This is a genomic window from Streptomyces sp. NPDC003042 (assembly GCF_053591315.1).
This window is the reverse complement of sequence record NZ_JBSFTP010000040.1, coordinates 1-24,801: the sequence shown is the minus strand read 5'-3', so window position 1 is coordinate 24,801 and position 24,801 is coordinate 1. Positions and strand designations below refer to the sequence as shown.

Here is a 24,801-nt window from a genome sequence, read left to right as displayed (position 1 = left end):
CGTCCGGTCGGTCCACACGGTGGCGATGGCGCCCAGAGGAGCAGCAGTCTTGCGCGAGTTCAGCCTTCCGGCCCTGTACGAGGTCCCGTCGGACGGGAACCTGACGGATCTCATCCGGCGCAACGCCGCCCAGCATCCCGACACCGCCGTCATGAGCCGCAAGGTCGACGGCCGGTGGCAGGACGTGAACGCCACGGAGTTCCTCGCCGAGGTGCGGGCCGCCGCCAAGGGCCTGATGGCCGCCGGCATCGAGCCCGGCGACCGCGTCGCGCTGATCTCCCGCACCCGCTACGAGTGGGTGCTGTTCGACTTCGCGATCTGGAGCGCGGGCGCGGTCACCGTCCCGGTCTACGAGACCAGCTCGCCCGAGCAGGTCCAGTGGATCCTCGGCGATTCGGGAGCCGTCGCGGTCGTCGTGGAGAGCCCGGCGCACAGCGCGACCGTGGCCGCTCTGCGCGACCGGCTGCCGGAGCTGCGCGAGGTGTGGGAGATCGACCAGGACGCCCTGGGCGCGCTGAAGAGCGCGGGCGCGCAGGTCACCGACGCCGAGGTCGACGCGCGCAGCGCGCTCGCGTCCGCCGACGACGCGGCCACCATCGTCTACACCTCGGGAACCACCGGCCGCCCCAAGGGCTGCGTGCTGACCCACCGCAACTTCTTCGCCGAGTGCGGCAACGTGGTGGAGCGGCTCAGCCCGCTCTTCCGCACCGGCGAGTGCTCCGTGCTCCTCTTCCTCCCCGCCGCGCACGTCTTCGGGCGCCTGGTGGAGGTGGCGTCCGTGCTGGCGCCGATCCGCCTCGGCTGCGTACCGGACATCAAGAACCTCACCGACGAGCTGGCGTCCTTCAAGCCGACGCTGATCCTCGGCGTGCCGCGCGTCTTCGAGAAGGTCTACAACTCGGCGCGCGCCAAGGCGCAGGCCGACGGCAAGGGCAAGATCTTCGACGCGGCGGCCGAGACGGCGATCGCGTACAGCCGCGCGCTGGACGCCCCCGGCGGCCCGTCCTTCGTTCTGAAGCTCAAGCACAAGATCTTCACGAAGCTGGTCTACAGCAAGCTGCACACGGTCCTCGGCGGGCGCGGCGAGTACGCGATCTCCGGCGGGGCCCCGCTGGGCGAGCGGCTCGGCCACTTCTTCCGCGGCATCGGCTTCACGGTGCTGGAGGGCTACGGCCTGACCGAGTCCTGCGCGGCCACGGCCTTCAACCCGTGGGACAAGCAGAAGATCGGTACGGTCGGCCAGCCGCTGCCCGGCTCCGTGGTGCGCATCGCCGACGACGGCGAGGTACTGCTGCACGGCGAGCAGATCTTCAAGGAGTACTGGAAGAACGAGACGGCCACCGCCGAGGCGCTGACCGACGGCTGGTTCCACACCGGCGACGTCGGCACCCTCGACGAGGAGGGCTTCCTCGCGATCACCGGCCGCAAGAAGGAACTCATCGTCACCGCGGGCGGCAAGAACGTCGCGCCCGCCGTCATCGAGGACCGGATCCGCGCGCACGCGCTGGTCGGGGAGTGCATGGTCGTGGGTGACGCGCGGCCGTTCGTGGCCGCGCTGGTCACCATCGACGAGGAGTTCCTCGGCCGGTGGGCCGCGGAGAACGGCAAGCCGGCCGGTGTCACGGCCGCGGAGCTGCGCGAGGACGCGGACCTGATCGCCGCCGTCCAGAAGGCCGTGGACGATGGCAACGCGGCGGTTTCCAAGGCGGAATCGGTGCGGAAATTCCGCATTCTGCCCGCCCAGTTCACGGAGGAGTCGGGTCACATCACGCCGTCGCTGAAGCTCAAGCGCAATGTGGTGGCGAAGGACTTCGCGGACGAGATCGAGGCCCTCTACCAGGGCTGAGGAGCCGGGGGCCGAGGAACCGGAGGGGCCGGCGTTTCAGCCCCTCCGGGCGTATCCCCAGATGGAGTCGTGGGGGGGTTCGAGGAGCGGGGTTGCGAGGGCAGAGCCCCCGCGACGGCGGCGCGGCCGGGCCGTTACAGCAGCTCCCGCAGCCGGTCCGCCAGCAGGTCCCAGCGCCACTTCTCCTCGACCCAGGCGCGTCCGGCGGCCCCCATGCGCGCCCGCAGCTCCGGATCCAGCAGCAGGGTGCTGATGCGGTCGGCCGCGTCCTCGGGGTCGCCGCCCCGGACCACCCAGCCCGTCTCCCCGTCCAGCACCGCGTCAGGGGCTCCGCCCGAGTCGCCCGCGACCACCGGCAGGCCCGTCGCCGAGGCCTCCAGGTAGACGATGCCGAGCCCCTCCACGTCCAGCCCGCCCCGCCGGGTCCGGCACGGCATCGCGAAGACGTCCCCCGCGCCGTAGTGGGCCGGGAGTTCGGACCACGGGACGGCCCCGGTGAAGACCACCGAGTCCGTGACCCCCGTGGACGCCGCCAGCTTCCGCAGGTCACCCTCGTACGGACCGCCGCCCACGATCAGCAGCACCGCGTCCGGTACCGCCGCCAGGATCCGCGGCATCGCCTCGATCAGCGTGTCCTGTCCCTTGCGCGGGACCAGCCGGGACACGCACACCACCACGGGGCGGTCGGTCAGGCCGAGCCGGTCCCGTACCTCCGCGCCGCCCGAGTCGGGGTGGAAGGTCTTCTCGTCGACCCCCGGCGGGAGTTGGGTCATCCGCGCCGCCGCCCGCTCCGTCACCGCCGAGGCGATCCGCGAGCGCGTGTACTCCCCCAGGTAGGTCAGGGTGTCCGTGCCCTCGCCGATCCGCCTCAGCAGCTGCCGCGCGGCCGGCAGCTGCGCCCAGCCGGCCTCGTGCCCGTGCGTGGTGGCGACCAGCCGCCTCGCCCCCGCCCGGCGCAGCGCGGGGCCCATCAGGCCCAGCGGGGCCGCCGCCCCGAACCACACCGACTCGCAGCCGTGTTCGCGCAGCAGACCCACCGCCCGCCGGGTTACCCGGGGCGTGGGCAGCAGCATCGTCGTACGGTCGCGCACGACCTGGAACGGCTGGTCCGCGTCGAAGGCGGCGGTGGCCTCGCGGCCTTCCGCACCGTGCTTCCAGGTGGAGGCGTAGACGACGATCCGGTCGGGATCCAGCCGCAGCGCCATGTTGTGCAGGAAGGCCTGGATGCCGCCCGGTCGCGGCGGGAAGTCGTTGGTCACGATCAGCGTCTTGTGCATCGCTGCCAACGTACCGGACCCGCTCAGCGCAGTTCCTCCCGCAAGGCCGTCCGCCAGGCCCGCGTCAGGGCGGCCAGGTCCACGTCCAGGGCCGCGTCCAGCGCGGCGGGCAGCGGCGCGCGCCCCGCGTCTTCGTAGAGCCGGACCAGCGCCGCCTCGCCCCACCGGTCGGCGATGAGCCGGCAGGCCAGCCAGGAGCCCTCGTACGCGCGCGCCGACGCCTCGCCGTCGCCGCCGAAGGCGAACGCCCCGTCCGCGGGCAGCTCGCCCGGCACCTCGCCGCGTCGAACGGCGCGGGCCAGCGCGGGCGCGGCCAGGTCCGGGCTGCCCGAGGTTCCGGGGACGCCCCGGTACGCCACCCAGTCCGCGAAGCCCTCCGAGAGCCACAACGGGGTCGAGGCGGAGGTCGCGGTACGGGTCGCGACGTGGGTGACCTCGTGGGTCAGGACGATCCGCCTGCCCGATTCCGTCAGCTCCCGGTAGCCCTCCGGGTTGACCACGACCCGGTCGGCCGGGGCCGGTCCGGTCCCGGTGCGGCCCGTGGTGACCGCCCCCATGCCCCGGTACGCGTCGGCCGGCTGCCCCAGCAGCGCCGCCATCGCGTCCAGGGTGCCGGGCACCAGGACCACGACCCGCCCCGCCCAGGGCCCCGGCCAGGCCGCGCTCACCGTCGCCGCCGCCCGGTCCGCCTCGGCGGCGATCCCGGCCAGGGTGCCGGGCGCCGGGCCGACGCCGAGCACCAGGGCGTGCGCGCCCCGGACCACCTCGACGGCGCCCTGGTCCCACAGCTGCGCCGGCGCCCCGGGAGCCGGCCGTTCGCCGGAGACCCGCCAGGCCTCGCCGACCCGGGTCAGCTCCACCTCGCGCGCCGACCCGGTGGGGGCGGCGTCGTAGCCGCTGAGCCGGTAGCGCAGCTCGGCCCGCGCGAGGGCCCGTACGCCGTCCCGCCGGACCGAGGTGACCTCGTACGCCCAGTCCTCCAGCGGGATCCCGGCGAGCCGCGCGGGCGGCGCCGCGGACCAGTCGGCCACGGCCCGCCGGACGTCGCGCTCGACGCGGCCTGCGTCGGGGGCGGGCGCCGTGCATCCGGCCACCGCGAGCAGGCACGGCAGCAGGAGGCGTACGACGGCACGACGAACCGGATGCATCAGCCGATCGTACGCACGGCCCGCGCCGGAGCTTCTACGGCCGGGTCACCGAGGACACCGGCATCATCCCGACCGGGTCGTAGCGCACCCGCGCGCCCGGGTAAGGGGCGTGCACCACTTGGCCGTTGCCGACGTACATGCCGACATGGCTGGCGTCCGAGCGGTACGTCACCAGGTCCCCGGGCCGGGCCTGCGAGAGCGGCACCTGCCGGCCCGCGTGCCGCTGGGCCTGCGAGGTGCGGGGCAGCGCGACACCCGCCTGGCGGTAGGACCACACCATCAGCCCGGAGCAGTCGAAGCCGGAGGGGCCGGTGGAGCCCCACACGTACGGGCGCCCCACCGCGGCGCGGGCGGCCAGCACCGCGGCCAGGGCGCGGCCCGAGGCGGCCCCGGCGGCGACGGGCGGTTCGGGCAGCGCGTCGGGGCGGTCGCCGGAGCGGGAGGCCCGCTCGAAGTCGGCCCGCTCCTCGGAGGGCATCGCGTTGAGCAGCCGCCGGGCGGCGGCGAGCTTCGCGGTGACGGAGCGCTTGTGGCGGGCCACGTCGGAGCGCAGCGCGTCGAGTTCGGCGAGCTTGCGGGAGGCTTCCTCGCGCTGCTGGCCGAGCCGGCGCTGCTCCTCGCGGAGTGCGCCGAGCTGGTGGGCCTGGCGGCCGCTGAGCCGGTTCAGGACGGCGGCCTTGTCGAGGTAGTCGCTGGGATCCTCGGACAGCATCAGCTCGACGGTGGGGTCGATGCCTCCGGAGCGGTACTGGGCTCCGGCGAAGGTGCCGAGGACGCCGCGCATGGTGTTGATGTGGTCCTGGCCGCGGGCGACCGCGTCCTGGGCCCGGCTGATCTCGGCCCGGAGCTTGTCGGCCTTCTCGCCCGCCTCGTTGAACTGCTCGGTGGCCTGCTCCGCCTCCTCGAAGAGCCGGTCGACCTGGGCGCGGGAGCCTGCCCTGCTCCCGCCGCCCGGGTCGTTCGGGAGGCCGGGGGCCGCGTTCGCGGGTGCGCCCGTCATGGCCACGGCGGCGGTGGCCGCGGCGGCGGTGAAGACGGTGACCTTGGTGTTCCGGTCGAGGCTGGTGAGCCCGGGCCGGCGATGGGACGCCACGTGGAACCGCTCCCTTCCGCTGGGCGGGGCCCGGGTCCGCCCTCCGTGGGCGGCCGTGTGCCGGGTTCCGCGCTGGCAGACAGTAGCCGCGCCACCACGCACCGGCCAACGACCGTCGTGGGGCACACACGGTGACGCCCCACCGGAGACGCAGGTCACCGGCGGGGCGTGGGGGCAGAGCGCGTCCGTGTAATTCGCCCGGATGGGCGGTGTACGGCGCGCCCTCGCGCGCGGGCGGCCCGTCGGAACCGGGTCGCAACCAGGAGGCGGAACCGGGGGCCGGGACGGCTCAGATGCGGACGCCGAACTGGAAGGGCATGTTGTCCATCGACTCGTACTTGACGCCGCCGCGCGGGTTAGAGGCGTGCAGTGTCATGTTGTTCCCCGCGTACAGGCCGACGTGGTGCAGGTCGCTGTAGAAGAAGACCAGGTCACCGGGCTGGAGCTGGCTGCGACTGATGCGGGTGCCCTCCTCCGCCTGCGTGTAGGTGGTGCGCGTGATGCCGACACCGGCCTGCTTGTAGGCCCACTGGGTCAGTCCCGAGCAGTCGAAGGCGCTGGGACCCTCGGCGCCGGATATGTACGCGCTGCCCACCTTGGTCTTGGCGGCGGAGAGCGCGGCCCCGGCCCGGCCGGAGGCGCTCGCGGGGGCGGTCGTCGGTGTGACGTCGGTGCGCTCGCCCTCGCTGCGGCTGGCCCGGCTCTGCCTGGCCTCCTCGTCCTTCAACTGCGCGCGCTCCTGCGCGGTCAGCGTGTTGAGGAGGGCCTGGGCCTCGCCGAGCTTGTCCTGGGTCTCCTTCTTCTTCTCGCCCAGCTCCTTGCGGGTGGCGTCGAGGTCGGCGAGCTTGCCCGCGGCCTCCTGGCGCTGCTGCGCGAGGGCGCGCTGCTTGGCCTGGATCTTGCCGATGGCCTCGACCTGCTTGCCGCTCAACTGCTGGAGCGTGGAGGCCTTTTCGAGATAGTTCTCGGGGTCGTCGGAGAGGAAGAGCGCCACGGACTGGTCCAGGCCGCCGCCGCGGTACTGCGCGGTGGCCATCGCCCCGAGCGTGTTGCGCAGGGTGTTGAGCTCGTCCTGGCCGCGGGCGACCTGGTCCTGGAGCTGCCCGATCTCCTTTTCGAGCTTCTCCTGGCGTTCCTTGGCCCCGTTGAACTTCTCGGTGGCCTGCTCCGCTTCCTCGTAGAGCGCGTCGACCTGGGTCTTGACCTCGTCCTTGCCCGGCTTGTCGGGCGCGGCCATGGCCGACTGGGAGGAGAGGGCGACGGCCGCGGCGGCGGTGGCGGTGAGCACGGTCACGCGGGCGCGGGTCGGCTGCTTGGGTCGACGGTGGGACGCCACGAAGGCGAGCTCCTTCTTTCCAGAGCCGCCGAAAAGGCACGCGCAGACTCGGCAGCACCTCCGCCGACACCCCGAATGGGTGATCTACCGCACGAAGGTTTGAACAGACCCTAGTGACACGCCGGTGATCAGTTCAAATCCCCGTGGGAAAAAATCTGTCCCTCTGCCCGCTTCTTTACCTACGGCGCACGCTGTGTGCCGACCACTTGACGGTACGTTCTCTCCGCGCACCGTCAAATGCGGCATTGCACCCAACAGTTAGGAAACGCGCGAAAGCCGCTTCAGCAACAAGGCGGACGTCACGGGCCTGGCTCCCGCCTTCGCCACCCCGTCGGCCACCTCGCGGTCGGTGGAGACCACGACCACGGGCCGGCCCGGCGGCTCGGCGCGCACCAGCTGGCGGATCAACTCGTCCGCCGTCACCCCGGCCTTGGAGAACAGCACCCGCACCCCGCGCGGCGGCGCGAGCAGCACCGGGGCGGCCAACTCCGCCCCGTCGAAGACACAGGTCATCTCCGCGCCCGTCTGCGCGGCCAGCATCGACAGCCCGCCCAGCAGCCGCAGCCGCTGCTTCTCCAGCGGCATCGTCGGATAGCCGGTCTTGGTCACGTTGTACCCGTCGACCACCAGGTGCGCCTGCGGCAGGGCCAACAGCTGGTCCAGGAGCGCGGGATCGGTCTCCGACAGAGCCCGTGCCGCGATGTCCTTCGGAGTCATCCGGCCCGGCTCCACGGCCTCCACGGTGTCCGCGGGCCGGGTGGAGAGCGGCGGCAGCGCCAGCTCACGGCGCAGCCCCGCCGCCGCGTCCAGCACCGTGTCCAGCAGCAGCCGCAGCCGCATGTCCTCGATGCTGCGCCCCTCGCGGGTGGCCCGGCGCGAGGTCTCCAGCGCCGACTCCACCTCCGCCAGACGGGATTTCAGACGCCGGGCCTCGCTCTCGGCGCCGGCCACCCGCGCGGCCGCCTCACCGCGGATCCCGTCGATCTCGGCATTGACCTTGCGCAGGGCCGCCTCGCCCCGCTTGACGTCGTTCAGGGCGCTGCGCAGTTTGCGCTGAAGCGATTCCGCTTCCTTGCGGGCGGCGTCCAGCTCGACGCGTACCTGCTCACCGCCGGAGCGCTGCAGTTCCCGTACCTGGGCCAGCTCCTCGCGCAGCCGCTCCAGCTCGCGCCGGGTCTCCTCGTCCGCCCGCTCGGCGTCGGCGCGCTGCGCCTCCTCCCCGGCGGCGGCCACCAGCTTGACCCAGCCGGCCGGACGCAGCACGTACGCGGCGGCCGCCACGTCCAGCGGCTCGGCGGCGGCGGGCGGGGCACCGGACTCCAGCGCCCCGGCCAGCTCCGGCTGCGACTCGCGCAGCTTCTCCCCGACGCGGCTGCGGAAGACGCCGTCCGTCTCCACGGCGGCGGCCATGGCGTTGCCGGCGAACTTGGCCCGTCGGGTCGGGGTGAAACGGGCGTACTGGCGCAGCTGCGCCGGGAGGTCCGCGACCGTCAGACCGCCGAAGGCGTCCGAGACGAGCGCGATGACCCGGCGCCGCACGCCTTCCGGCAGCGGGCGGTCGAGCGCCTCCGCGGCGTCGCCGGCCGCGTCGGCCGGCTCAGCGCCGCTTGCTGGCTCCACAATCCGTCACCCCTACCGTGATCTACTGTGGGCCGGGCTCCGTCAGGAGTCCGTGCCCGGCCTGTCCACGAGCTCGATCTGGTCCACCGCGTTGCACCAGCGGCAGCGGACCGACTCGATGGTCTCACTGACCACCTCGCGCTCCTCGACCTTGGGCTCCCCGGCGAGGTCCAGGTGGACGTACTCCACTACCTTCGACGAACGGGTGACGTCGAACCGCGTGAGGTTGCCGCACAGCGTGCAGCGCCACCGGGTGGTGTCGGTCGGCAGGGGAACCGTCATCAGGGCGCTCTCTCCTTCGTAGCTCATTCAATTAAAGCCTTTCGCGGCCGTCACAGACCGCAGCACGTAACCCTACGGCCTGCCACCACCCTCAGGTGGGCCCGTCTGCGTCATGCTCTGTCGCATGATCGTAAGGTGGCGGACCGTCCGCGAGGCCGCCCGGGGCCCGGTGATCACGTACGCGCTGATCGCCGGCTGCTGCGTGGCGTTCCTGTTCAGCCCTGCCTCGGGCCTCAACCCGGCGTACGGGACGGGAGAGCGGCTGCTGGTGACGGGAACGGCGTACTTCCGGCACTGGGGCGTGGTCCCCGACGAACTCTTCTCCGGCGGCCCGCGCCCGCTGCTGACCCCGCTCACGGCTCTCTTCGTCCACGGCAGCTGGCTGCACCTGCTCGGGAACATGCTCTTCCTCTACGTCTTCGGCGCGATGGCCGAGGAGCGGATGGGCCGAGCGGAGTTCCTCGTCTTCTACCTCTGCACGGGCTACGTGGCCCTGGCGGCGTACGCGGCCGCCAACGCGGAGTCCGCGCAGACGCTGGTCGGCGCGTCCGGAGCCATCTCGGCGGTGCTCGGAGCCTTCCTGTGCCTGCTCCCGCGCGCCAGGGTGACGAGCCTGTTCCCGTTCCTGTTCTTCCTGCCGCTGCGCTTCCCGGCCTGGATGGTGCTGCTGTTCTGGTTCGCGCTCCAAGGGGTGGCGGCGCACCGCGCGGGCAGCGGCCCCGGAGTGGCCTACCTGGCCCACCTGGTGGGCTTCTCGCTCGGCTTCCTCTACGCCTGGGTGCGGTATCGGCGTACGACTAGAGTGAGTCGACCAGTGATGGCCAGCGAGGGAGACAGCCAACCGTGATCACCGCCATCGTGCTCATCAAGACCAGCGTGGACCGCATCCCGGAGATCGCCGAGTCCATCGCGCAGCTGGACAGCGTCAGCGAGGTCTACTCCGTCACGGGTACGTACGACCTGATCGCTCTGGTCCGCACGGCCCGCCACGAGAACCTGGCGGACATCATCCCCGGCCGCATCAGCAAGATCCCCGGCGTGGAGGCGACGGACACGCACGTGGCGTTCCGGACGTACTCGCAGCACGACCTGGAGGCGGCGTTCGCGATCGGCCTCGACGCGTAGCGTTCAGAGCCGGGGCAGCGCCTCGTCGGCCCGGGCCGGGCGGCCCTCCGCGAGCCAGAAGACGTACCCGCGCAGGTATCCGGCGAGGCCGCCGTCGAGGTGGGCGACGTAGTCCCGGGCGCCGGCGGCGTTGTCCCGCCGCCACTCGTGGTCCGAGGTCGCCCAGGCGCCCCACCCCATGCCGAACGCCCACTCCCGTACCCGGGCGCGGTCCCGCCACCACTCGCGGACGGAGTCCGGGGTCCAGTGGGCGTCGCCATCGCGCCCGTAAGCCTCGAAGGCCTCCTCCTCGGCGGCCCACAAGACGGCCCGGGCCTCCGCCTCGGTGAGGGGCTGGCGGTAGACGAACTCCTGGCCGTACGTGTCTTCGTAGAGCACATGACCAGGTGCCTCCAGCCGTCCAGTCAGGCAGGTGTCCGTCTCCGCGCCGTAGAACGGCCCCGGCACGTTGCGCCAGTCGCGCTCTTCCCACCGGCCGCGCCACGGCTGTTCGGCCGCCGCGCGGACGGTCGGTATCGGGTCCCAGTACGTCATGGCCGGGATCCTGTCAGACGGCGGGCACGCAGCGGCCTTCCTCGGTGCGGTACTGCCACTTCGCGCCGTCCGTGACGAGTTCCCTCACCGCGCGGACGAAGCGCTCCACGTGCTCGTCCGGGGTGCCCGCGCCGAAGCTGACGCGGATGGCGTTCAGGGAGCGCTCGCCCGGCGCCGTCTCGGGGGCTCCGCATTCGCCCTGGGCCTGGGGCTCGCTGCCCAGCAGGGTGCGGACCAGGGGGTGGGCGCAGAAGAGGCCGTCGCGCACGCCGATCCCGTACTCGGCGGACAGCGCCGCCGCGAAGTGGGAGCTGTTCCAGCCGTCGACCACGAACGAGATGACGCCGACGCGCGGGGCGTCGTCCCCGAAAAGGGACAGGACGCGGACCGCCGGGACATCGGCCAGGCCCTCGCGGACCTTGGCGATCAGCTGCCGCTCCCGCGCGACCAGGGTCTCGAAGCCCGCCTCGGTCAGCGCGCGGCACGCGGAGGCGATGGAGTAGACGCCGATGACGTTCGGGGAGCCGGCCTCGTGGCGGGCGGCCGTGGTGTGCCACTCGACGTCCACGCCGCCGGCATCCTCCCCGCTGACGCGTCGCGTGACCTTGCGGGAGGCCCCGCCACCGGCCAGGTACGGCTCGGCCTGCTGGAGCCAGTCCGCCCGGCCGGCGAGCACGCCCGAGCCGAAGGGGGCGTAGAGCTTGTGCCCGGAGAAGGCGACCCAGTCCACGTCCAACTCCTGGACGGAGACCGGGTGGTGCGGGGCCAGCTGGGCGGCGTCCAGCACGATCCGCGCGCCGTGGGCGTGTGCGGCGGCGGCGAGTTCCTTCACGGGCCACAGTTCACCGGTGACATTGGACGCGCCCGTGACACAGACCAGCGCCGGGCCGTAAGGGTCCCGGTCGGCCAGCGCCCGCTCCAGGGTGGCGACGGCCTCGTCCGGCGTGCGCGGGGCGTTGAGGTAGGTGACCCGCGCATCGACCCAGGGCAGGAGCGAGGCGTGGTGCTCGGTCTCGAAGACGAAGACCTGGCAGTCGGCGGGGAGCACGGCGGCGAGCAGGTTGAGCGAGTCGGTCGTGGACCGGGTGAAGATCACCTGGTCGGCGGGGCGGCAGTCGAGGAACTCGGCGACCGTGACCCGGCTCTGCTCGAAGAGGTCCGTGGAGAGCTGCGAGAGGTATCCGGCGCCACGGTGCACGCTGCCGTAGTACGGGGCGTACGCGGCCACGTCGTCCCAGACCCGCTGGAGGGCGGGGGCGCTGGCCGCGTAGTCGAGGGCGGCGTAGGTGACCTCGCCGCCGGTGACGAGCGGGACGGTGACGTCCCGGCCGAGGACGGCCAGCGGCTCGGTACACACGACGTCGGCGGTGGCGAGGGAGGCGGTGTTCAGGGTTGCGGACATGGCGGAATCTCCCGGCAGGCAGGGGTGAATGGCTTCGGTGTGCCCGTACGCGGCTACGGCGAGGCCGCCGTGCGTGGGGGTACGGGAAGTCCTCGGAACGCAACGGGGGTACACGGAAGTGACCCTGTTCCGAGGGTTGAAGAAGGGGCGGAGTCGCCCTATCGCATTCGCTTGCTCACGGAAAACGCTCCTCGAGAGACCAGGACCCCTGGTGTCGAGGGATCCGCGCTTGCCGTAGACCTTTCTGCCTACGGCCTGGTCATCACCCGGGGCACCCCGCCACGGAAGGAGGGTTGCCGGACAGCAAGCCGGGGCCTAAACGCTGTCACTCGTGACCTGCTGAGCATCCTGCCACAAGATCTCCCACGCGCAAGCCCCCCGTCCGCAATGCGGACGGGGGGCCATCGACGCTCACCGCCGCGCCGTGCTACGCGTTGCTCGCCGCCACCCAACGCGCCAGCGCCGCACGGGCCGAACCCGAGTCGATCGCCTCCGCCGCACGGGCGATACCCGCGGCGAGCTGCTCCTCCAGCGAACCCGGCCCCGGATCCAACGCCACCAGCGCCGCCGCCGCGTTGAGCAGGACGGCGTCCCGCACCGGGCCCGTCTCCCCCGCCAGCAGGCGGCGGGCGACGTCCGCGTTGTACGAGGCGTCCTCGCCGCGCAGCGCCGATACGTCGACGATCGGGATCCCGACGTCGCGCGGGTCGAACGGCAGCTCGGTCGCCGAGCCGTCCCGGACCCACCACACCCGGGAGGTGGCCGTCGTGGTCAGCTCGTCGAGGCCGTCGTCGCCGCGGAAGACCAGGGCCGAGGAACCGCGCTCCGCGAGGACGCCCGCCACGATGGGGGCCATCCGGGCGTCGGCCACACCGGTGGCCTGGGCGCGCACCCGCGCCGGATTGGTCAGCGGGCCGAGGAAGTTGAAGGTGGTCCGGATGCCCAGCTCCTTGCGGGCGGCCGCCACGTGCCGCAGCGCGGGGTGGAACTTGACCGCGAAGCAGAAGGTGATGCCGGCTTCCTCGGCGACCTGCGCCACCCGCGCCGGGGGCAGGTCGAGGTTGACGCCGAGCTTCTCCAGGACGTCCGAGGACCCGCTCGCCGAGGACGCGGCGCGGTTTCCGTGCTTGACGACCTTCGCGCCCGTACCGGCCACCACGATCGCGGACATGGTCGAGATGTTGACCGTCTTGGCGCCGTCGCCGCCGGTGCCGACGATGTCCACCGTCCGGCCCGGCACCTCGATGAGGTTGGCGTGTTCGTACATGGCACGGACCAGGCCGTTGATCTCCGCGACCGTCTCCCCCTTGGCCCGCAGCGCGACCGCGAAACCGGCGATCTGCGCGTCGGTGGCCTCTCCCCGCATGATCCGGTCCATGGCCCAGGCGGTGTCGTCCGCGCCCAGGTCCCGGCCGGTGAGCAGGGCATCGAGGACGCCCGGCCAGCCACGGGCCGCCACGCTGTCGCCGCCTGCCGGGGTCACAACGTTCATGGTCCGCTCCTGCTGCTGGTCAAAGATTCCACGTCGAATGGGGAGGCTCACAGCCTATCCAGCGCGGATGACGGCAAAGAGCCCCGTCCAGACACTGGACGGGGCTCTCACCGTGGCGACACCAGGATTGGCCGAAACCGATCCCTCAAGCTGTCGTGCCGGAGATCAGTGGTGGCCGTGGCCGCTCTGGATCTCCTTGTACTCCTCCACCGTGGGCTTCGGAATCTGGTTGTTCTCCGCGTAGAAGCCCTTGCTGAGCTTCACCCGCAGCTTCTCGCCGAGCTTCGGCTTGCGCTCGACACCGTTCTCGTCGACCGTCGGGCCGGCCGCGAGCGGCTTGTACTGCTCGTACGAGGTGAGCGTGTGCAGCTTGTCCTGCGAGAGCGGCTCGTGGACCTCGACGAACTCACCGTGCGGCAGGCGCTTGATGATGCCGGTCTCGCGACCGTGCAGCACCTTGTCCCGGTCCCGGCGCTGGAGGCCGAGGCAGATCCGCTTGGTGGCGATGAAGGCGAGGACCGGGACGGCGAAGAAGCCGATCCGGACGAACCAGGTGAGCGAGTTGAGCGACAGGTGGAAGTACTGGGCGAACATGTCGTTGCCGCCGCCGATGAGGAGCACGATGTACTCCGCGATCCAGGCGACACCGAAGGCCGTACGGGTCGGCACGTTGCGCGGGCGGTCCAGCAGGTGGTGCTCACGCTTGTCGCCGGTGACCCAGGACTCGATGAACGGCCAGACGGCGATCGAGCCCAGGACCAGCGGGAAGAGCAGCAGCGGGATGAACACGCCCAGGACGAGCGTGTGGCCCCACAGGTTGATCTCCCAGCCGGGCATGGCCCGGATCAGGCCTTCCGGCATGCCCATGTACCAGTCGGGCTGCGCACCGGTGGACACGTGGTCCGGGCGGTACGGGCCGAGCGCCCAGATCGGGTTGATCGAGGCGATCGCCGAGACGGCCGCGATGATACCGAAGACCAGGAAGAAGAAGCCTCCGGCCTTGGCCATGTAGACCGGCAGCAGCGGCATGCCGACGACGTTGTTGTTCGTCTTGCCGGGCCCGGGGAACTGGGTGTGCTTGTGGTAGAAGACCAGGATCAGGTGGGCCACCAGCAGGCCCATCATGATGCCGGGCAGCAGCAGGATGTGGATCGAGTAGAACCGCGCGACGAAGTCGCCGCCCGGGAACTCTCCGCCGAACAGGAAGAACGACAGGTACGTGCCGACGACCGGCACGGACAGGATCGCGCCCTGCATGAAGCGGACACCGGTACCCGAGAGCAGGTCGTCCGGCAGCGAGTAACCGGTGAAACCGGTGAACATGCCGAGGACCAGCAGGAGGAAGCCGAAGATCCAGTTGATCTCACGCGGCTTGCGGAACGCGCCGGTGAAGAAGACGCGCATCATGTGCACCATCATGGCCGCGACGAAGATCAGCGCCGCCCAGTGGTGGATCTGCCGGATGAGCAGACCGCCGCGGACGTCGAAGCTGATGTCCAGGGTCGAGGCGAAGGCCTCGGACATCAGGACGCCCTGCATCGGCACGTACGAGCCGTGGTAGACGACCTCGTTCATGCTCGGGTGGAAGAACAGCGTCAGGTACACACCCGTGAGGATGATGATGATGAAGCTGTAGAGCGCGATCTCACCGAGCATGAAGGACCAGTGGTCCGGGAAGATCTTGCGCATGTTGGCCTTGGCCATGCCGTAGATGCCCAGGCGGCTGTCCGCCCAGTCGGCTACGCGCTCGCCGGCCGGCGCTTTGCGCGCCGCGTTCGAATCAGTGGCAGTGCTCATCCGCGCTCCCAGAATGCAGGACCGACGGGCTCTTCGAAGTCGCCGTGCGCTTCGAGGAAGCCTTCGCCATTCACGCCGATCCGCAGCTGCGGAAGCGCGTGACCAGCCGGGCCGAAAATGACTCGGGCGCCGTCGGAAAGGTCGAAGGTGGACTGGTGGCACGGGCAGAGCACGTGGTGCGTCTGCTGCTCGTACAGGCTGATCGGGCAGCCGACGTGGGTGCAGATCTTGGAGAAGGCCACGATCCCGTCGTGGGACCACTCCAGCTCCTGCTTGTCCTTGATGTCCTCCGGCTGAATCCGGACGATCATCAGGGCGGCCTTGGCGATCTGCGTCTGGAAGTCGTGCTGGTGCTCGTCCAGGCCTTCCGGCATGGCGAACGTCAGCGAACCGACCAGGACGTCCTCGGGACGCAGAGGCTCCATCGTGTTCTGGTTGATGAGCAGCTTGCCCCTGGACCACAGGGTCTTGCGCAGCTTGTCCTCGGGCAGCGGGCCCGTGTCGCGCAGGATCATGACGGCGGACAGCGGCAGCATCGCCAGCGCGCCCAGCATCGTGTTGCGGATCAGCGGGCGGCGGCCGATGCCGGACTCGTTCGCACCATCGGCGAAGTCCTGCATGACCTGCGCCTTGACCTCAGGCGGCGATGCGATCTGGTGGCGCTCGGCGGCGACCTCCACATCGGACATCAGGGTGCGGGCCCAGTGGACCGCGCCCGCGCCGATGCAGAAGAGGGCCACGCCCAGGGTCATGCCGAGGGCGAAGTTCAGGCCGCTCACCTTCCCGATGGGGAAGATGTAGACGATCTTGTCGACGGGGATGGTCACGTACGCGGCGATGAAGCCGACCGTGGCCAGCATCGACAGCGTGAACAGCATCGCGACCGTGCGCTCGGACCGCTTGGCGGCCCGCTCGTCGATGTCCTGGATGCGCGGCTTGTGGACCGGCAGGCCGGGGTCGGCGAACGGGTCGTCCGCGACCACCACACCGGCGTGGTGCGCGTCGCCCTGCTCGCTCGGCAGGTGCTTCTCTTCGGGAATGTCTTGGCTACTCATGACTTCTTGGCCTTAGCGGTGTGGGCCGCGACCCAGACGGCGACAGCGATCAGCGCACCCAGACCGAAGATCCAGCCGAACAGACCCTCGGCGACGGGGCCGAGGCCACCGAGCTTGAGACCACCGGGGCTGGACGACTTCTCGCCGTTGACGTTCTCGAGGTACGCGATGATGTCCTTCTTCTGCTTCTCCGGCATGGTGCTGTCCGGGAAGGAGGGCATGTTCTGCGGGCCGGTGAGCATGGCCTCGTAGACGTGCTTCGGCGAGACGCCCCCGAGGTTGGGGGCGTACTTGCCGTTCGTCAGCGCGCCGCCCTCGCCGGTGAAGTTGTGACACTGCGCGCAGTTGTTGCGGAACAGCTCACCACCCTTGGCGATGTCGGCGCCGGCCGGGTCGTACTGCTTCTCGGTCGGCGTGATCGGACCGGCGCCGAGGGACGCGATGTACGCGGCGAGCTGGTCGATCTGGGCCTGGGTGTAGATGTTCGGCTTCTTCGGCACCTGGGCGCCGGGCTGCTGGGCGGGCATGCGGCCCGTGCTCACCTGGAAGTCGACGGCCGCGGAGCCGACGCCGACCAGACTCGGGCCGTCAGAGGAACCCTGACCGCCGGTTCCGTGGCAGCTTGCGCAGCCGACGGCGTAGAGCTTCTTGCCCTCCTCGATGGCGAGGGACTGGGCGGCTTCGTCGGCCTGCGCCTTGCCCGCGGGCGCGAAGGCGGCGTACAGCCCCCCCGTGACCGCCAGCGCGAAGAGTAGAACGACGACCGCCGCCAGCGGATGGCGTCGTCGTGCGGAGAGCTTTTTCACGGATTACCCCGGTGTCAGGATCTTCTGCGTCGGTGTTTCTGGATGGAGTGCCGAGTCGTGCTCGGCGACGTGTTCGCTACTTGATCAGGTAGATCGTCGCGAAGAGGCCGATCCAGACGACATCGACGAAGTGCCAGTAGTAGGACACGACGATGGCCGACGTGGCCTGTTCGTGGGTGAACCTCTTGGCCGCGTACGTCCGGCCGAGGACCAGCAGGAAGGCGATGAGACCGCCCGTCACGTGCAGACCGTGGAAGCCGGTGGTCAGGTAGAAGACCGAGCCGTACGGTCCGGACGAGAGAGACATGCCCTCGTGCTTGACCAGCTCGGTGTACTCGAACACCTGGCCGCCAATGAAGATCGCACCCATGACGAACGTGATGATGAACCACGACCGGAGCTTCTTCACATCACCGCGCTCGGCGGCGAATACGCCGAGCTGGCAGGTGAGCGAGGAAAGCACCAGGATCGTTGTGTTCGTCGCCGAGAAGGGCAGATTCAAGGCCGAAGCCTCTGCTGTCCAGTACTCGGCGCCTGTCACGGATCGCAGGGTGAAGTACATCGCGAAGAGGGCCGCGAAGAACATCAGCTCGGAACTCAACCAGATGATGGTTCCGACGCTGACGAGGTTCGGCCGGTTGACCGTCGGGTGCGCGTGCCCGGTATCTACTGTCGTTGCTGTCGCCACGACCGACATTATGTCGGTCGCTTATCCCGCCCTCACCCCGGGGGGTGCCGTTCGGAGTGTCCGAGGGGTGTGCAAGGCCCGAACGGCCCATCAGATCGGCCTGTGGCGGCCGCGAGCGGGGCTGTGCGAACCGATGTTGACAGCGGGTCGGACGGAGTAGCATCCCGCGCATCATCAGCGTGAGTCACGGACACGTGGAGGAACGAAATGCGGGCGACTGCGCGGGTTCTGGTCTACAGCGACGACGCGGGTACCCGGGAGCAGGTGCGGCTGGCGGCCGGTCGCAGGCCGGCGGCGGACCTGCCGCCGGTGGAGTTCCTGGAGTGCGCCACGCTTCCGGCGGTCCTCAAGGAGCTGGACGCGGGCGGCATCGACCTGTGCGTGCTGGACGGCGAGGCGGTTCCGGCCGGGGGCATGGGTGTGTGCCGGCAGATCAAGGACGAGATCTTCCGGTGTCCCCCGGTGTTGCTGCTGATGGGACGCCCTCAGGACGCCTGGCTGGCCACCTGGAGCCGCGCGGACGCGGCGGTGACCCTTCCGGTGGACCCGGTGGAGTTCCCGGACGTCCTGGCGGGCCTCCTGCGGCCCCGCCTGTCCCTGGACGCCTGACAGGTCACTTCGGCCCCACGGGCGCCCGTACGGGCGCCCGTGGGCCGCTTCCGGCCGCACCGGGCCCCTTTTCGACGAGAGCACCTAGACCGTGGGCCGCAGGCGGGCCTGGTCGATCGCGCTGCGGCCTTCCTGGGTGCCCTTCAGGAGGGCGCTGCCCTCGCGCCAGTCCTTCCAGTCCATGTTCCAGTCGCCGAAGCCGTTGCCGAAGATGTCCATGTCGTCGCCGATGCTGTTGATCACCTGGACGATGTCGCCCTCGGTGATGTTCTCGTAGAACCAGGCGGCGTTGCCGGTGCTCATGCCCGTGCAGCCGTGGCTGACGTTGGCGTATCCGTGCGAGCCGATCGACCAGGGCGCGGCGTGGACGTATTCACCACTCCAGGTGACACGGGTCGCCCAGTAGACGGGCAGGTTGTAGGCCTCGCTGCCGCCGATGCCGACGGAGGATCCGCGCATCCGGACGTAGTACTCCTTGCCGAGCACCACCTTGATGCCGTTGCGGGTGGAGAAGCCCGGCTTTCCGGTGGTCACCGGGATGCTGGTGACGACTTCTCCGTTCCGCCGGAACGTGAGGTAGTGCGAGGAGGCGTCGGTGGTGACCTCCACCCGGTCGCCGATCTCCAGCTTCAGCGGCTTCGAGGCGGCTCCGTGGAGCTCGTCGGAGACCCGGATGCCTTCCAGGTTGCTCCGTACGGAGACGGAAGTGTTGGCGGGCCAGTAGTCCTTGGGCCGGTAGTGGAGACGCTTGTCGTCCACCCAGTGCCAGGCGCCCTCGACGCCGGCGGGGGCGTCGACGACCAGGGCCCGTTCCACGACCGCGCGGGCGGCCTTGTCCTTGACGGGCTCGTTGAGGTCGGCCGTGAGGGGCTGTCCGACGCCGTACTTGCCCTCCTCCGGCCCGAATTCGACCTTGAGGACCTTCCTGGCCGGGGTGGTGTCGAAGGCCATCGTGCGCTGCCCCGGGGCGCCGCGCTGGTCCTCGGTGTTCACGGTGACCGTGTAGCGGACGCCCGCGGCCATCGGGGCGGTGCTGTGCCAGCGGTCGCCCGTGGCGGAGAGTTCGCCGGCCAGGCGGCGTCCGTGGGTGTCCACGACGGTCACATCGGTGATCCGGGCCTCGGAGCCCTTGGCGGTGACTTCCAGGGGCCGGTTCGAGTCGACGGGTCGGCTGCCGGTGGCCTGGTTGAAGGCGACGTGAGCGCCCGCGTCGTACGGGCGGGCTGACAGCGGGTTGTTCTCGCCGGACCCGCATGCGGTGGCGCCGGCCCCGAGGGACGCGACCAGCAGGGAGCAGCTGAGTACCGTCCAAAGACGCGGTGAGTGGCTCATGACGTCAACGCTATGAAGATATGACTGTTACGGCGCGCGGGGTGACTGCAAACGAGGGGCCCGGACTCCTCCGAAAAGGTGTCCGGGCCCCAGGTCTCACGCGAAGGTGCCGCTACCGCTACTGGTTCTGGTTCTCACCGCGGTAGTACTCGTACACCCAGCCCCACAGGCCGATCAGGATGATCGGGGCCGAGAAGTACATGAGCCACCAGCCGAAGATGACCCCCATGAACGCGAGCGCGCCACCGATGGCCAGGGAGAGCGGCTGCCAGCTGTGCGGGGCGAAGAACCCCAGCTCGCCCGCCTCGTCGGCGACGTCGGCCTCCAGGTTGTCCTGGGCCATCTCGTCGACGCGCTTGGCCGTGAAGGCCAGGTAGTAGCCGATCATCACGCTCAGGCCGAAGGCCAGGAAGAGCGCGGTGGTGCCCACGGGCTCCTTCGACCACACGCCGTACACGACGGCCATGATCAGGATGAAGAAGGCGAGCCAGAGGAAGAGTTTGCCCTGGATCTTCACTTGCCTGCCTCCTTGTCACCGGTGAGGGCCATCTTCCCGCCGGCCGCGTGGTCCTCGAGGTGGTCGAGGGCCGCGATGTCCGGGTGGTGCAGGTCGAACGCCGGGGATTCGGAACGGATCCGCGGCAGGGTGAGGAAGTTGTGCCGCGGCGGCGGGCAGGAGGTCGCCCACTCGAGCGAACGGCCGTAGCCCCACGGGTCGTCGACCTCGATCTTCTTGCCGTACTTGGCGGTCTTCCACACGTTGTACATGAACGGAAGCATCGACAGGCCGAGCAGGAAGGAGCTGATCGTGGAGATCGTGTTCAGCAGGGTGAAGCCGTCGGCCGCGAGGTAGTCCGCGTAACGACGCGGCATGCCCTCGGCACCGAGCCAGTGCTGCACCAGGAACGTGCCGTGGAAGCCCACGAACAGCGTCCAGAAGGTGATCTTGCCCAGGCGCTCGTCCAGCATCTTGCCCGTGAACTTCGGCCACCAGAAGTGGAAGCCGGAGAACATCGCGAAGACCACGGTGCCGAAGATGACGTAGTGGAAGTGCGCGACGACGAAGTACGAGTCGGAGACGTGGAAGTCCATCGGGGGCGAGGCCAGGATGACGCCGGTCAGACCACCGAAGGTGAAGGTGATCAGGAAGCCGACGGCCCAGAGCATCGGGGTTTCGAAGGACAGCGAGCCCTTCCACATGGTGCCGATCCAGTTGAAGAACTTCACACCGGTCGGTACCGCGATCAGGAAGGTCATGAAGGAGAAGAACGGCAGCAGCACACCACCGGTGACGTACATGTGGTGGGCCCACACCGTCACCGAAAGGCCGGCGATCGCGATCGTCGCGGCGATCAGGCCGATGTAACCGAACATCGGCTTGCGCGAGAAGACCGGAATGACCTCGGAAATGATTCCGAAGAACGGCAGCGCGATGATGTACACCTCTGGGTGTCCGAAGAACCAGAAGAGGTGCTGCCACAGCAACGCGCCGCCGTTGGACGCGTCGAAGATGTGCGAACCGAACTTGCGGTCGGACTCCAGCGCGAAGAGCGCGGCGGCCAGGACCGGGAAGGCGAGCAGGACCAGAACACCGGTCAGCAGCACGTTCCAGGTGAAGATCGGCATGCGGAACATCGTCATGCCGGGCGCGCGCATGCAGATGATCGTGGTGATGAAGTTGACCGAGCCGAGGATCGTACCGAAGCCGGAGAAGGCCAGACCCATGATCCACATGTCGGCGCCGATACCGGGCGACCGGATGGCGTCGGACAGCGGGGAGTAGGCGAACCAGCCGAAGTCGGCCGCACCCTGCGGGGTGACGAAGCCGGCGACCGCGATGGTCGAACCGAAGAGGTACAGCCAGTACGCGAACATGTTCAGCCGCGGGAACGCCACGTCGGGCGCGCCGATCTGCAGCGGCATGATCCAGTTCGCGAAGCCGGCGAACAGCGGGGTGGCGAACATCAGCAGCATGATCGTGCCATGCATGGTGAACGCCTGGTTGAACTGTTCGTTCGACATGATCTGCGTGCCCGGCCGGGCCAGCTCGGCGCGCATGAAGAGCGCCATCACCCCGCCGATGATGAAGAACACGAACGACGTGATCAGGTACATCGTGCCGATGGTCTTGTGGTCGGTGGTGGTGAGCCACTTCACGACGACATTACCCGGCTGCTTGCGCCGTACCGGCAGCTCGTTCTCGTACGAGACGGCTGCGGCGGCACCCTGAGATTCGTTGAGGATGCTCACAGTGTGTTCGTCTCCGCATTCCGGGCCGGGTCGGTCTGCTTGATGCCGGCCGGGAGGTAGCCGGTCTGGCCCTTCTCCGCCAGCTCCTTCAGGTGCGCCCGGTAGTCCTCCGGCGAGACGACCTTCACGTTGAAGAGCATCCGGGAGTGGTCGACACCACAGAGTTCGGCGCACTTGCCCCTGAAGGTGCCCCGCTGCGACGGGGTGACCTCGAAGACGTTGGTGTGGCCGGGGATGACGTCCTGCTTGAACAGGAAGGGCAGCACCCAGAAGGAGTGGATGACGTCGTTCGACGACAGGATGAAGCGGACCTTCTCACCCTGGGGCAGATAGAGGGTCGGCCCCGGGTTGTCGGTGTCCTGGTCCCGGTCGCTGGGAACGCCCTTCTGGTAGACGCCTTCGGCGCCCGCCGGGAATTCCTTCGCGAAGCGGTCCGGGATGGAGGCGAGCTCCTTCGGAACCGCGCCGGCATTGGGAGTCGCCGAATCCCCATCAACGTTTTCGATGTAATTGAAGCCCCAGCTCCACTGGAAGCCGACCACGTTGATCGTGTGCGCCGGCTTCGAGGAGAGGGCGAGCAGCTTCGACTCGTCACGCGCGGTGAAGTAGAAGAGCACCGAGACGATGATGAGCGGGACCACGGTGTACAGCGCCTCGATGGGCATGTTGTACCGGGTCTGCGGGGGGACCTCGATCTTCGTCCGGCTGCGCCGGTGGAAGATGACGCTCCACATGATCAGGCCCCACACCAGGATGCCCGTGATGAGAGCGGCCGCCCAGGATCCCTGCCACAGGGAGAGGATGCGAGGCGCCTCCTCCGTGACCGGGGTGGGCATTCCGAGGCGGGGGAAGTCTTTCCAGGTGTACGAGCAACCAGTGGCGGTCGCCAGGACCACGCCCGCAGTCAGCGCCTGCAGCAGCTTCCGCCGCATCGGGCGCCGCGGCGAGCGGTCGGAGCCGTAGGGACTCACGTAGCGCCTTCCCGAGAGTCTCGGCCCGCGCGGCCGGCCGCGGCCGTGTTCGGGTCGGTCGCCGGCCCTGACGCAGGCAGGGGTTTGGATGTTTATGCGGACCAAACCCTACTGGACGCTATTTGGGGTCGCGCGGGGAGGGTGCCCAACGCGCCGCTACTGACCCCGAAGGGATGGATCCGCCGTACGGGGGACGAGCCATCCGGCCCTGAATGGCGGGCTCCGGACGACATCTGACGGCCCCTGACCCCGGCCCGCCCCGGGCGGCGGTTAGCGTGGCCCGATGCCCTACTTCGACACCGCGTCCGCCGCCCCGCTGCACCCCGTGGCCCGGCAGGCGCTGCAGGCCGCCCTGGACGAGGGGTGGGCGGACCCGGCCCGGCTGTACCGGGAAGGGCGGCGCGCCCGGCTGCTGCTGGACGCGGCGCGCGAGGCCGCCGCCGAGGCCGTGGGCTGCCGCGCCGACGAGCTGGTGTTCACTCCTTCGGGGACGCACGCCGTTCACACGGGCATCTCGGGGGCCCTCGCGGGGCGCCGGCGCGTCGGCGGCCACCTGGTCGTGTCGGCGGTGGAACACAGTTCCGTCCTGCACGCGGCGGACCTGCACGCGGCCGCCGGAGGCACGGTCACGGAGGTCCCGGTGGACCGGCTCGGCGCGGTGACACCCTCCGGGTACGCCGACGCACTGGGCCCGGACACCGCCCTGGCCTGCCTCCAGTCGGCCAACCACGAGGTCGGCACCGTCCAGCCGGTGGCGGAGGTGGCCGAGATCTGCGCGGCCGCCGGGGTGCCGCTGCTGGTGGACGCGGCGCAATCACTGGGCTGGGGCCCGGTGGAGGGCGCGTGGTCCCTCCTCGTCGCGAGCGCGCACAAATGGGGCGGACCGCCGGGGGTGGGGCTGCTGGCCGTGCGCAAGGGGGTCCGCTTCTCACCCCAAGGCCCCGCCGACGAAAGGGAGTCGGGCCGCTCCCCCGGCTTCGCCAACCTCCCCGCGATCGTCGCGGCGGCGGCGTCGCTGCGGGCCGTACGGATGGAGGCGGACGCGGAAGCGGCCCGGTTGCGGGTCCTGGTGGACCGGATCCGGCGGCGGGTGGCGCGGCTGGTGCCGGACGTGGAGGTGGTGGGCGACGCCGAGCGCAGGCTGCCGCACCTGGTCACCTTCTCCTGCCTCTACGTCGACGGCGAGACGCTGCTGCACGAGCTGGACCGGGCAGGCTACTCGGTCTCGTCCGGGTCCTCTTGTACGAGCTCCACCCTGACTCCGAGTCATGTCCTGCGGGCGATGGGGGTGCTGTCGGAGGGCAACGTACGGGTGTCCCTGCCGCCGGGCACCACGGCGGAGCAGGTCAACGGCTTCCTGGAGGTGCTGCCGGGGGCGGTGGCCGGGGTCCGGGAGAAGCTCGGCGTACTGGAGCCGGCGGCGGCTCCGCCGGTGGCCGACGCGGTCGAGGTCGACGCGCTCGGTCTGCGGTGCCCGCAGCCGGTGATCGAGCTGGCCCGGGCGATCGTCACGGTCCCGATCGGGGGGACGGTGACGATCCTGTCCGACGACGAGGTGGCGCGGCTGGACATCCCGGCGTGGTGCGCGATGCGGGGCCACGAGTACGTCGGCGAGACCCTTCGCTCCGCGGGGGTGGGGGTGGCGTACACGGTCCGCCGCCTCGTCTGACCCCGACCCCGGGCGCCTCAATCGCCGGCGGGGCTGAAGGACCCCGGGGCTCCGCCCCAGACCCCGCGCCTCAAACCCCCCCCACGACTCCGTCTGGGGATACCCCCTGGCGGGGCTGGATTTGCCTGAGCTGGGCGCGCATGTGCCGGCCGGCGGGCTGGATTGCCGCGCAGCGGCAATCTCAGCCCCGCCGGCGCTTGAGGCGCGGGTCCGGCAGCGCCCGCCCCTTCCAGCCCCGCCGGCGCTTGAGGCGCGGGTCCGGGCCCGCCCCTTCCAGCCCCGCCAGGGGGTATCCCCAGACGGAGTCGTGGGGGGGTTTGAGGCGCGGGTCCGGGCAGCGCCCGGCTGGGGGTCCCCCCGGACGGAGTCTGGGGGATGGGGGAAGGGCGGGTAGGGGACAGCCCCGCGCAGCGGCCGGCCCCGCGGTTCGAGGCGACCGCCGTGTACCGGGCCCCCTCCTCGGAGCGGG

At 70.4% G+C, this 24,801-nt stretch carries 22 protein-coding genes and 1 riboswitch; of the genes, 5 read left to right on the top strand and 17 right to left on the bottom strand.

Going from position 1 to position 24,801, the window contains the following annotated elements; translation table 11 throughout:
* Positions 1-49: 49 nt before the first annotated feature.
* A complete protein-coding gene (locus ACWDYJ_RS20340; RefSeq protein WP_451566963.1) occupies positions 50-1,846 on the top strand; it encodes an AMP-dependent synthetase/ligase in 1,797 nt (598 codons plus the stop codon).
* Between the two features lie 134 nt (positions 1,847-1,980).
* On the opposite strand, the gene ACWDYJ_RS20335 is transcribed toward ACWDYJ_RS20340, so the two are convergent.
* From ACWDYJ_RS20335 to ACWDYJ_RS20310, 6 genes are all read right to left on the bottom strand, one after another.
* Positions 1,981-3,123, bottom strand: a complete 1,143-nt coding sequence (locus ACWDYJ_RS20335) for a glycosyltransferase family 4 protein (protein ID WP_451566962.1) — start codon at positions 3,121-3,123, stop codon at positions 1,981-1,983.
* A gap of 23 nt (positions 3,124-3,146) precedes the next feature.
* Positions 3,147-4,271, bottom strand: coding sequence for a hypothetical protein (locus tag ACWDYJ_RS20330; RefSeq protein WP_451566961.1), 1,125 nt, complete (start codon positions 4,269-4,271; stop codon positions 3,147-3,149).
* A 34-nt stretch (positions 4,272-4,305) separates the two neighbouring features.
* On the bottom strand, positions 4,306-5,364 hold the full coding sequence (locus ACWDYJ_RS20325; RefSeq protein WP_451566960.1) for an NlpC/P60 family protein: 1,059 nt from the start codon (positions 5,362-5,364) through the stop codon (positions 4,306-4,308).
* 289 nt (positions 5,365-5,653) lie between these two features.
* Complete coding sequence (locus tag ACWDYJ_RS20320) at positions 5,654-6,700, bottom strand: NlpC/P60 family protein (protein WP_451566959.1); 1,047 nt, start codon at positions 6,698-6,700, stop codon at positions 5,654-5,656.
* 258 nt (positions 6,701-6,958) lie between these two features.
* Positions 6,959-8,323 (bottom strand): NYN domain-containing protein, encoded by a 1,365-nt coding sequence (locus ACWDYJ_RS20315; protein ID WP_451567000.1) that lies wholly within the window; start codon positions 8,321-8,323, stop codon positions 6,959-6,961.
* Positions 8,324-8,362: 39 nt separating this feature from the next.
* Positions 8,363-8,602 (bottom strand): hypothetical protein, encoded by a 240-nt coding sequence (locus ACWDYJ_RS20310; RefSeq protein WP_007263676.1) that lies wholly within the window; start codon positions 8,600-8,602, stop codon positions 8,363-8,365.
* Positions 8,603-8,726: 124 nt separating this feature from the next.
* Here ACWDYJ_RS20310 and ACWDYJ_RS20305 point away from each other — a divergent pair, with 124 nt between their 5' ends.
* Positions 8,727-9,449 carry a rhomboid family intramembrane serine protease gene (locus tag ACWDYJ_RS20305; RefSeq protein WP_451566958.1) on the top strand — a complete coding sequence of 241 codons (723 nt, stop codon included), beginning with the start codon at positions 8,727-8,729 and terminating at the stop codon, positions 9,447-9,449.
* Positions 9,446-9,727, top strand: a complete 282-nt coding sequence (locus tag ACWDYJ_RS20300) for an Lrp/AsnC family transcriptional regulator (protein ID WP_451566957.1) — start codon at positions 9,446-9,448, stop codon at positions 9,725-9,727. The genes ACWDYJ_RS20305 and ACWDYJ_RS20300 overlap by 4 nt, the downstream gene beginning before the upstream one ends.
* A 3-nt stretch (positions 9,728-9,730) precedes the next feature.
* On the opposite strand, the gene ACWDYJ_RS20295 is transcribed toward ACWDYJ_RS20300, so the two are convergent.
* From ACWDYJ_RS20295 to ctaE, 7 genes are all read right to left on the bottom strand, one after another.
* A complete protein-coding gene (locus tag ACWDYJ_RS20295; protein ID WP_451566956.1) occupies positions 9,731-10,261 on the bottom strand; it encodes a ferredoxin in 531 nt (176 codons plus the stop codon).
* A gap of 13 nt (positions 10,262-10,274) precedes the next feature.
* Positions 10,275-11,663, bottom strand: a complete 1,389-nt coding sequence (locus ACWDYJ_RS20290) for an aminotransferase class V-fold PLP-dependent enzyme (RefSeq protein ID WP_451566955.1) — start codon at positions 11,661-11,663, stop codon at positions 10,275-10,277.
* A gap of 220 nt (positions 11,664-11,883) precedes the next feature.
* Positions 11,884-12,000, bottom strand: a riboswitch (SAM riboswitch).
* A gap of 90 nt (positions 12,001-12,090) precedes the next feature.
* The gene (gene trpD / locus ACWDYJ_RS20285; protein ID WP_451566954.1) at positions 12,091-13,155 is read right to left on the bottom strand and encodes an anthranilate phosphoribosyltransferase; all 1,065 of its coding nucleotides are present in this window, start codon (positions 13,153-13,155) and stop codon (positions 12,091-12,093) included.
* Between the two features lie 165 nt (positions 13,156-13,320).
* Complete coding sequence (qcrB, locus tag ACWDYJ_RS20280; protein WP_451566953.1) at positions 13,321-14,952, bottom strand: cytochrome bc1 complex cytochrome b subunit; 1,632 nt, start codon at positions 14,950-14,952, stop codon at positions 13,321-13,323.
* Positions 14,949-16,007, bottom strand: a complete 1,059-nt coding sequence (gene qcrA / locus ACWDYJ_RS20275) for a cytochrome bc1 complex Rieske iron-sulfur subunit (protein WP_451566952.1) — start codon at positions 16,005-16,007, stop codon at positions 14,949-14,951. Before qcrA ends, qcrB begins: the two co-directional genes overlap by 4 nt.
* Positions 16,004-16,813, bottom strand: coding sequence for a cytochrome bc1 complex diheme cytochrome c subunit (gene qcrC / locus ACWDYJ_RS20270; protein WP_451566951.1), 810 nt, complete (start codon positions 16,811-16,813; stop codon positions 16,004-16,006). The genes qcrA and qcrC overlap by 4 nt, the downstream gene beginning before the upstream one ends.
* Before the next feature lie 76 nt (positions 16,814-16,889).
* The gene (gene ctaE, locus ACWDYJ_RS20265; RefSeq protein ID WP_451566950.1) at positions 16,890-17,510 is read right to left on the bottom strand and encodes an aa3-type cytochrome oxidase subunit III; all 621 of its coding nucleotides are present in this window, start codon (positions 17,508-17,510) and stop codon (positions 16,890-16,892) included.
* 198 nt (positions 17,511-17,708) lie between these two features.
* Here ctaE and ACWDYJ_RS20260 point away from each other — a divergent pair, with 198 nt between their 5' ends.
* Complete coding sequence (locus ACWDYJ_RS20260) at positions 17,709-18,110, top strand: hypothetical protein (protein ID WP_451566949.1); 402 nt, start codon at positions 17,709-17,711, stop codon at positions 18,108-18,110.
* Between the two features lie 84 nt (positions 18,111-18,194).
* Here the strand turns inward: ACWDYJ_RS20260 and ACWDYJ_RS20255 are convergent, their stop codons facing one another.
* The 4 genes from ACWDYJ_RS20255 to ctaC form a co-directional block, all read right to left on the bottom strand.
* Positions 18,195-19,442, bottom strand: a complete 1,248-nt coding sequence (locus tag ACWDYJ_RS20255; RefSeq protein WP_451566948.1) for an Ig-like domain-containing protein — start codon at positions 19,440-19,442, stop codon at positions 18,195-18,197.
* Between the two features lie 118 nt (positions 19,443-19,560).
* The gene (locus ACWDYJ_RS20250) at positions 19,561-19,959 is read right to left on the bottom strand and encodes a cytochrome c oxidase subunit 4 (RefSeq protein ID WP_451566947.1); all 399 of its coding nucleotides are present in this window, start codon (positions 19,957-19,959) and stop codon (positions 19,561-19,563) included.
* A complete protein-coding gene (ctaD, locus tag ACWDYJ_RS20245) occupies positions 19,956-21,692 on the bottom strand; it encodes an aa3-type cytochrome oxidase subunit I (protein WP_451566946.1) in 1,737 nt (578 codons plus the stop codon). The genes ACWDYJ_RS20250 and ctaD overlap by 4 nt, the downstream gene beginning before the upstream one ends.
* Positions 21,689-22,663 carry an aa3-type cytochrome oxidase subunit II gene (gene ctaC / locus ACWDYJ_RS20240; protein ID WP_451566945.1) on the bottom strand — a complete coding sequence of 325 codons (975 nt, stop codon included), beginning with the start codon at positions 22,661-22,663 and terminating at the stop codon, positions 21,689-21,691. Before ctaC ends, ctaD begins: the two co-directional genes overlap by 4 nt.
* A gap of 283 nt (positions 22,664-22,946) precedes the next feature.
* Between ctaC and ACWDYJ_RS20235 the strand changes: the two genes are divergently transcribed.
* Entirely contained in the window at positions 22,947-24,332 is a 1,386-nt protein-coding gene (locus ACWDYJ_RS20235) for an aminotransferase class V-fold PLP-dependent enzyme (RefSeq protein WP_451566944.1), read from the top strand.
* The last annotated feature ends 469 nt before the right edge of the window (positions 24,333-24,801 follow it).

What these genes read in the sequence shown, in the direction of transcription:
- ACWDYJ_RS20335 (WP_451566962.1), bottom strand. Translation starts at nt 3,123, where the DNA reads ATGCACAAGACGCTGATCGTGACCAACGACTTCCCGCCGCGACCGGGC.
- ACWDYJ_RS20295 (WP_451566956.1), bottom strand. Translation starts at nt 10,261, where the DNA reads ATGACGTACTGGGACCCGATACCGACCGTCCGCGCGGCGGCCGAACAG.
- ACWDYJ_RS20235 (WP_451566944.1), top strand. Translation starts at nt 22,947, where the DNA reads ATGCCCTACTTCGACACCGCGTCCGCCGCCCCGCTGCACCCCGTGGCC.
- ACWDYJ_RS20305 (WP_451566958.1), top strand. Translation starts at nt 8,727, where the DNA reads ATGATCGTAAGGTGGCGGACCGTCCGCGAGGCCGCCCGGGGCCCGGTG.
- ctaE (WP_451566950.1), bottom strand. Translation starts at nt 17,510, where the DNA reads ATGTCGGTCGTGGCGACAGCAACGACAGTAGATACCGGGCACGCGCAC.
- qcrB (WP_451566953.1), bottom strand. Translation starts at nt 14,952, where the DNA reads ATGAGCACTGCCACTGATTCGAACGCGGCGCGCAAAGCGCCGGCCGGC.
- ACWDYJ_RS20260 (WP_451566949.1), top strand. Translation starts at nt 17,709, where the DNA reads ATGCGGGCGACTGCGCGGGTTCTGGTCTACAGCGACGACGCGGGTACC.
- qcrA (WP_451566952.1), bottom strand. Translation starts at nt 16,007, where the DNA reads ATGAGTAGCCAAGACATTCCCGAAGAGAAGCACCTGCCGAGCGAGCAG.
- trpD (WP_451566954.1), bottom strand. Translation starts at nt 13,155, where the DNA reads ATGAACGTTGTGACCCCGGCAGGCGGCGACAGCGTGGCGGCCCGTGGC.
- ACWDYJ_RS20310 (WP_007263676.1), bottom strand. Translation starts at nt 8,602, where the DNA reads ATGACGGTTCCCCTGCCGACCGACACCACCCGGTGGCGCTGCACGCTG.
- ACWDYJ_RS20255 (WP_451566948.1), bottom strand. Translation starts at nt 19,442, where the DNA reads ATGAGCCACTCACCGCGTCTTTGGACGGTACTCAGCTGCTCCCTGCTG.
- ACWDYJ_RS20330 (WP_451566961.1), bottom strand. Translation starts at nt 4,271, where the DNA reads ATGCATCCGGTTCGTCGTGCCGTCGTACGCCTCCTGCTGCCGTGCCTG.
- ACWDYJ_RS20290 (WP_451566955.1), bottom strand. Translation starts at nt 11,663, where the DNA reads ATGTCCGCAACCCTGAACACCGCCTCCCTCGCCACCGCCGACGTCGTG.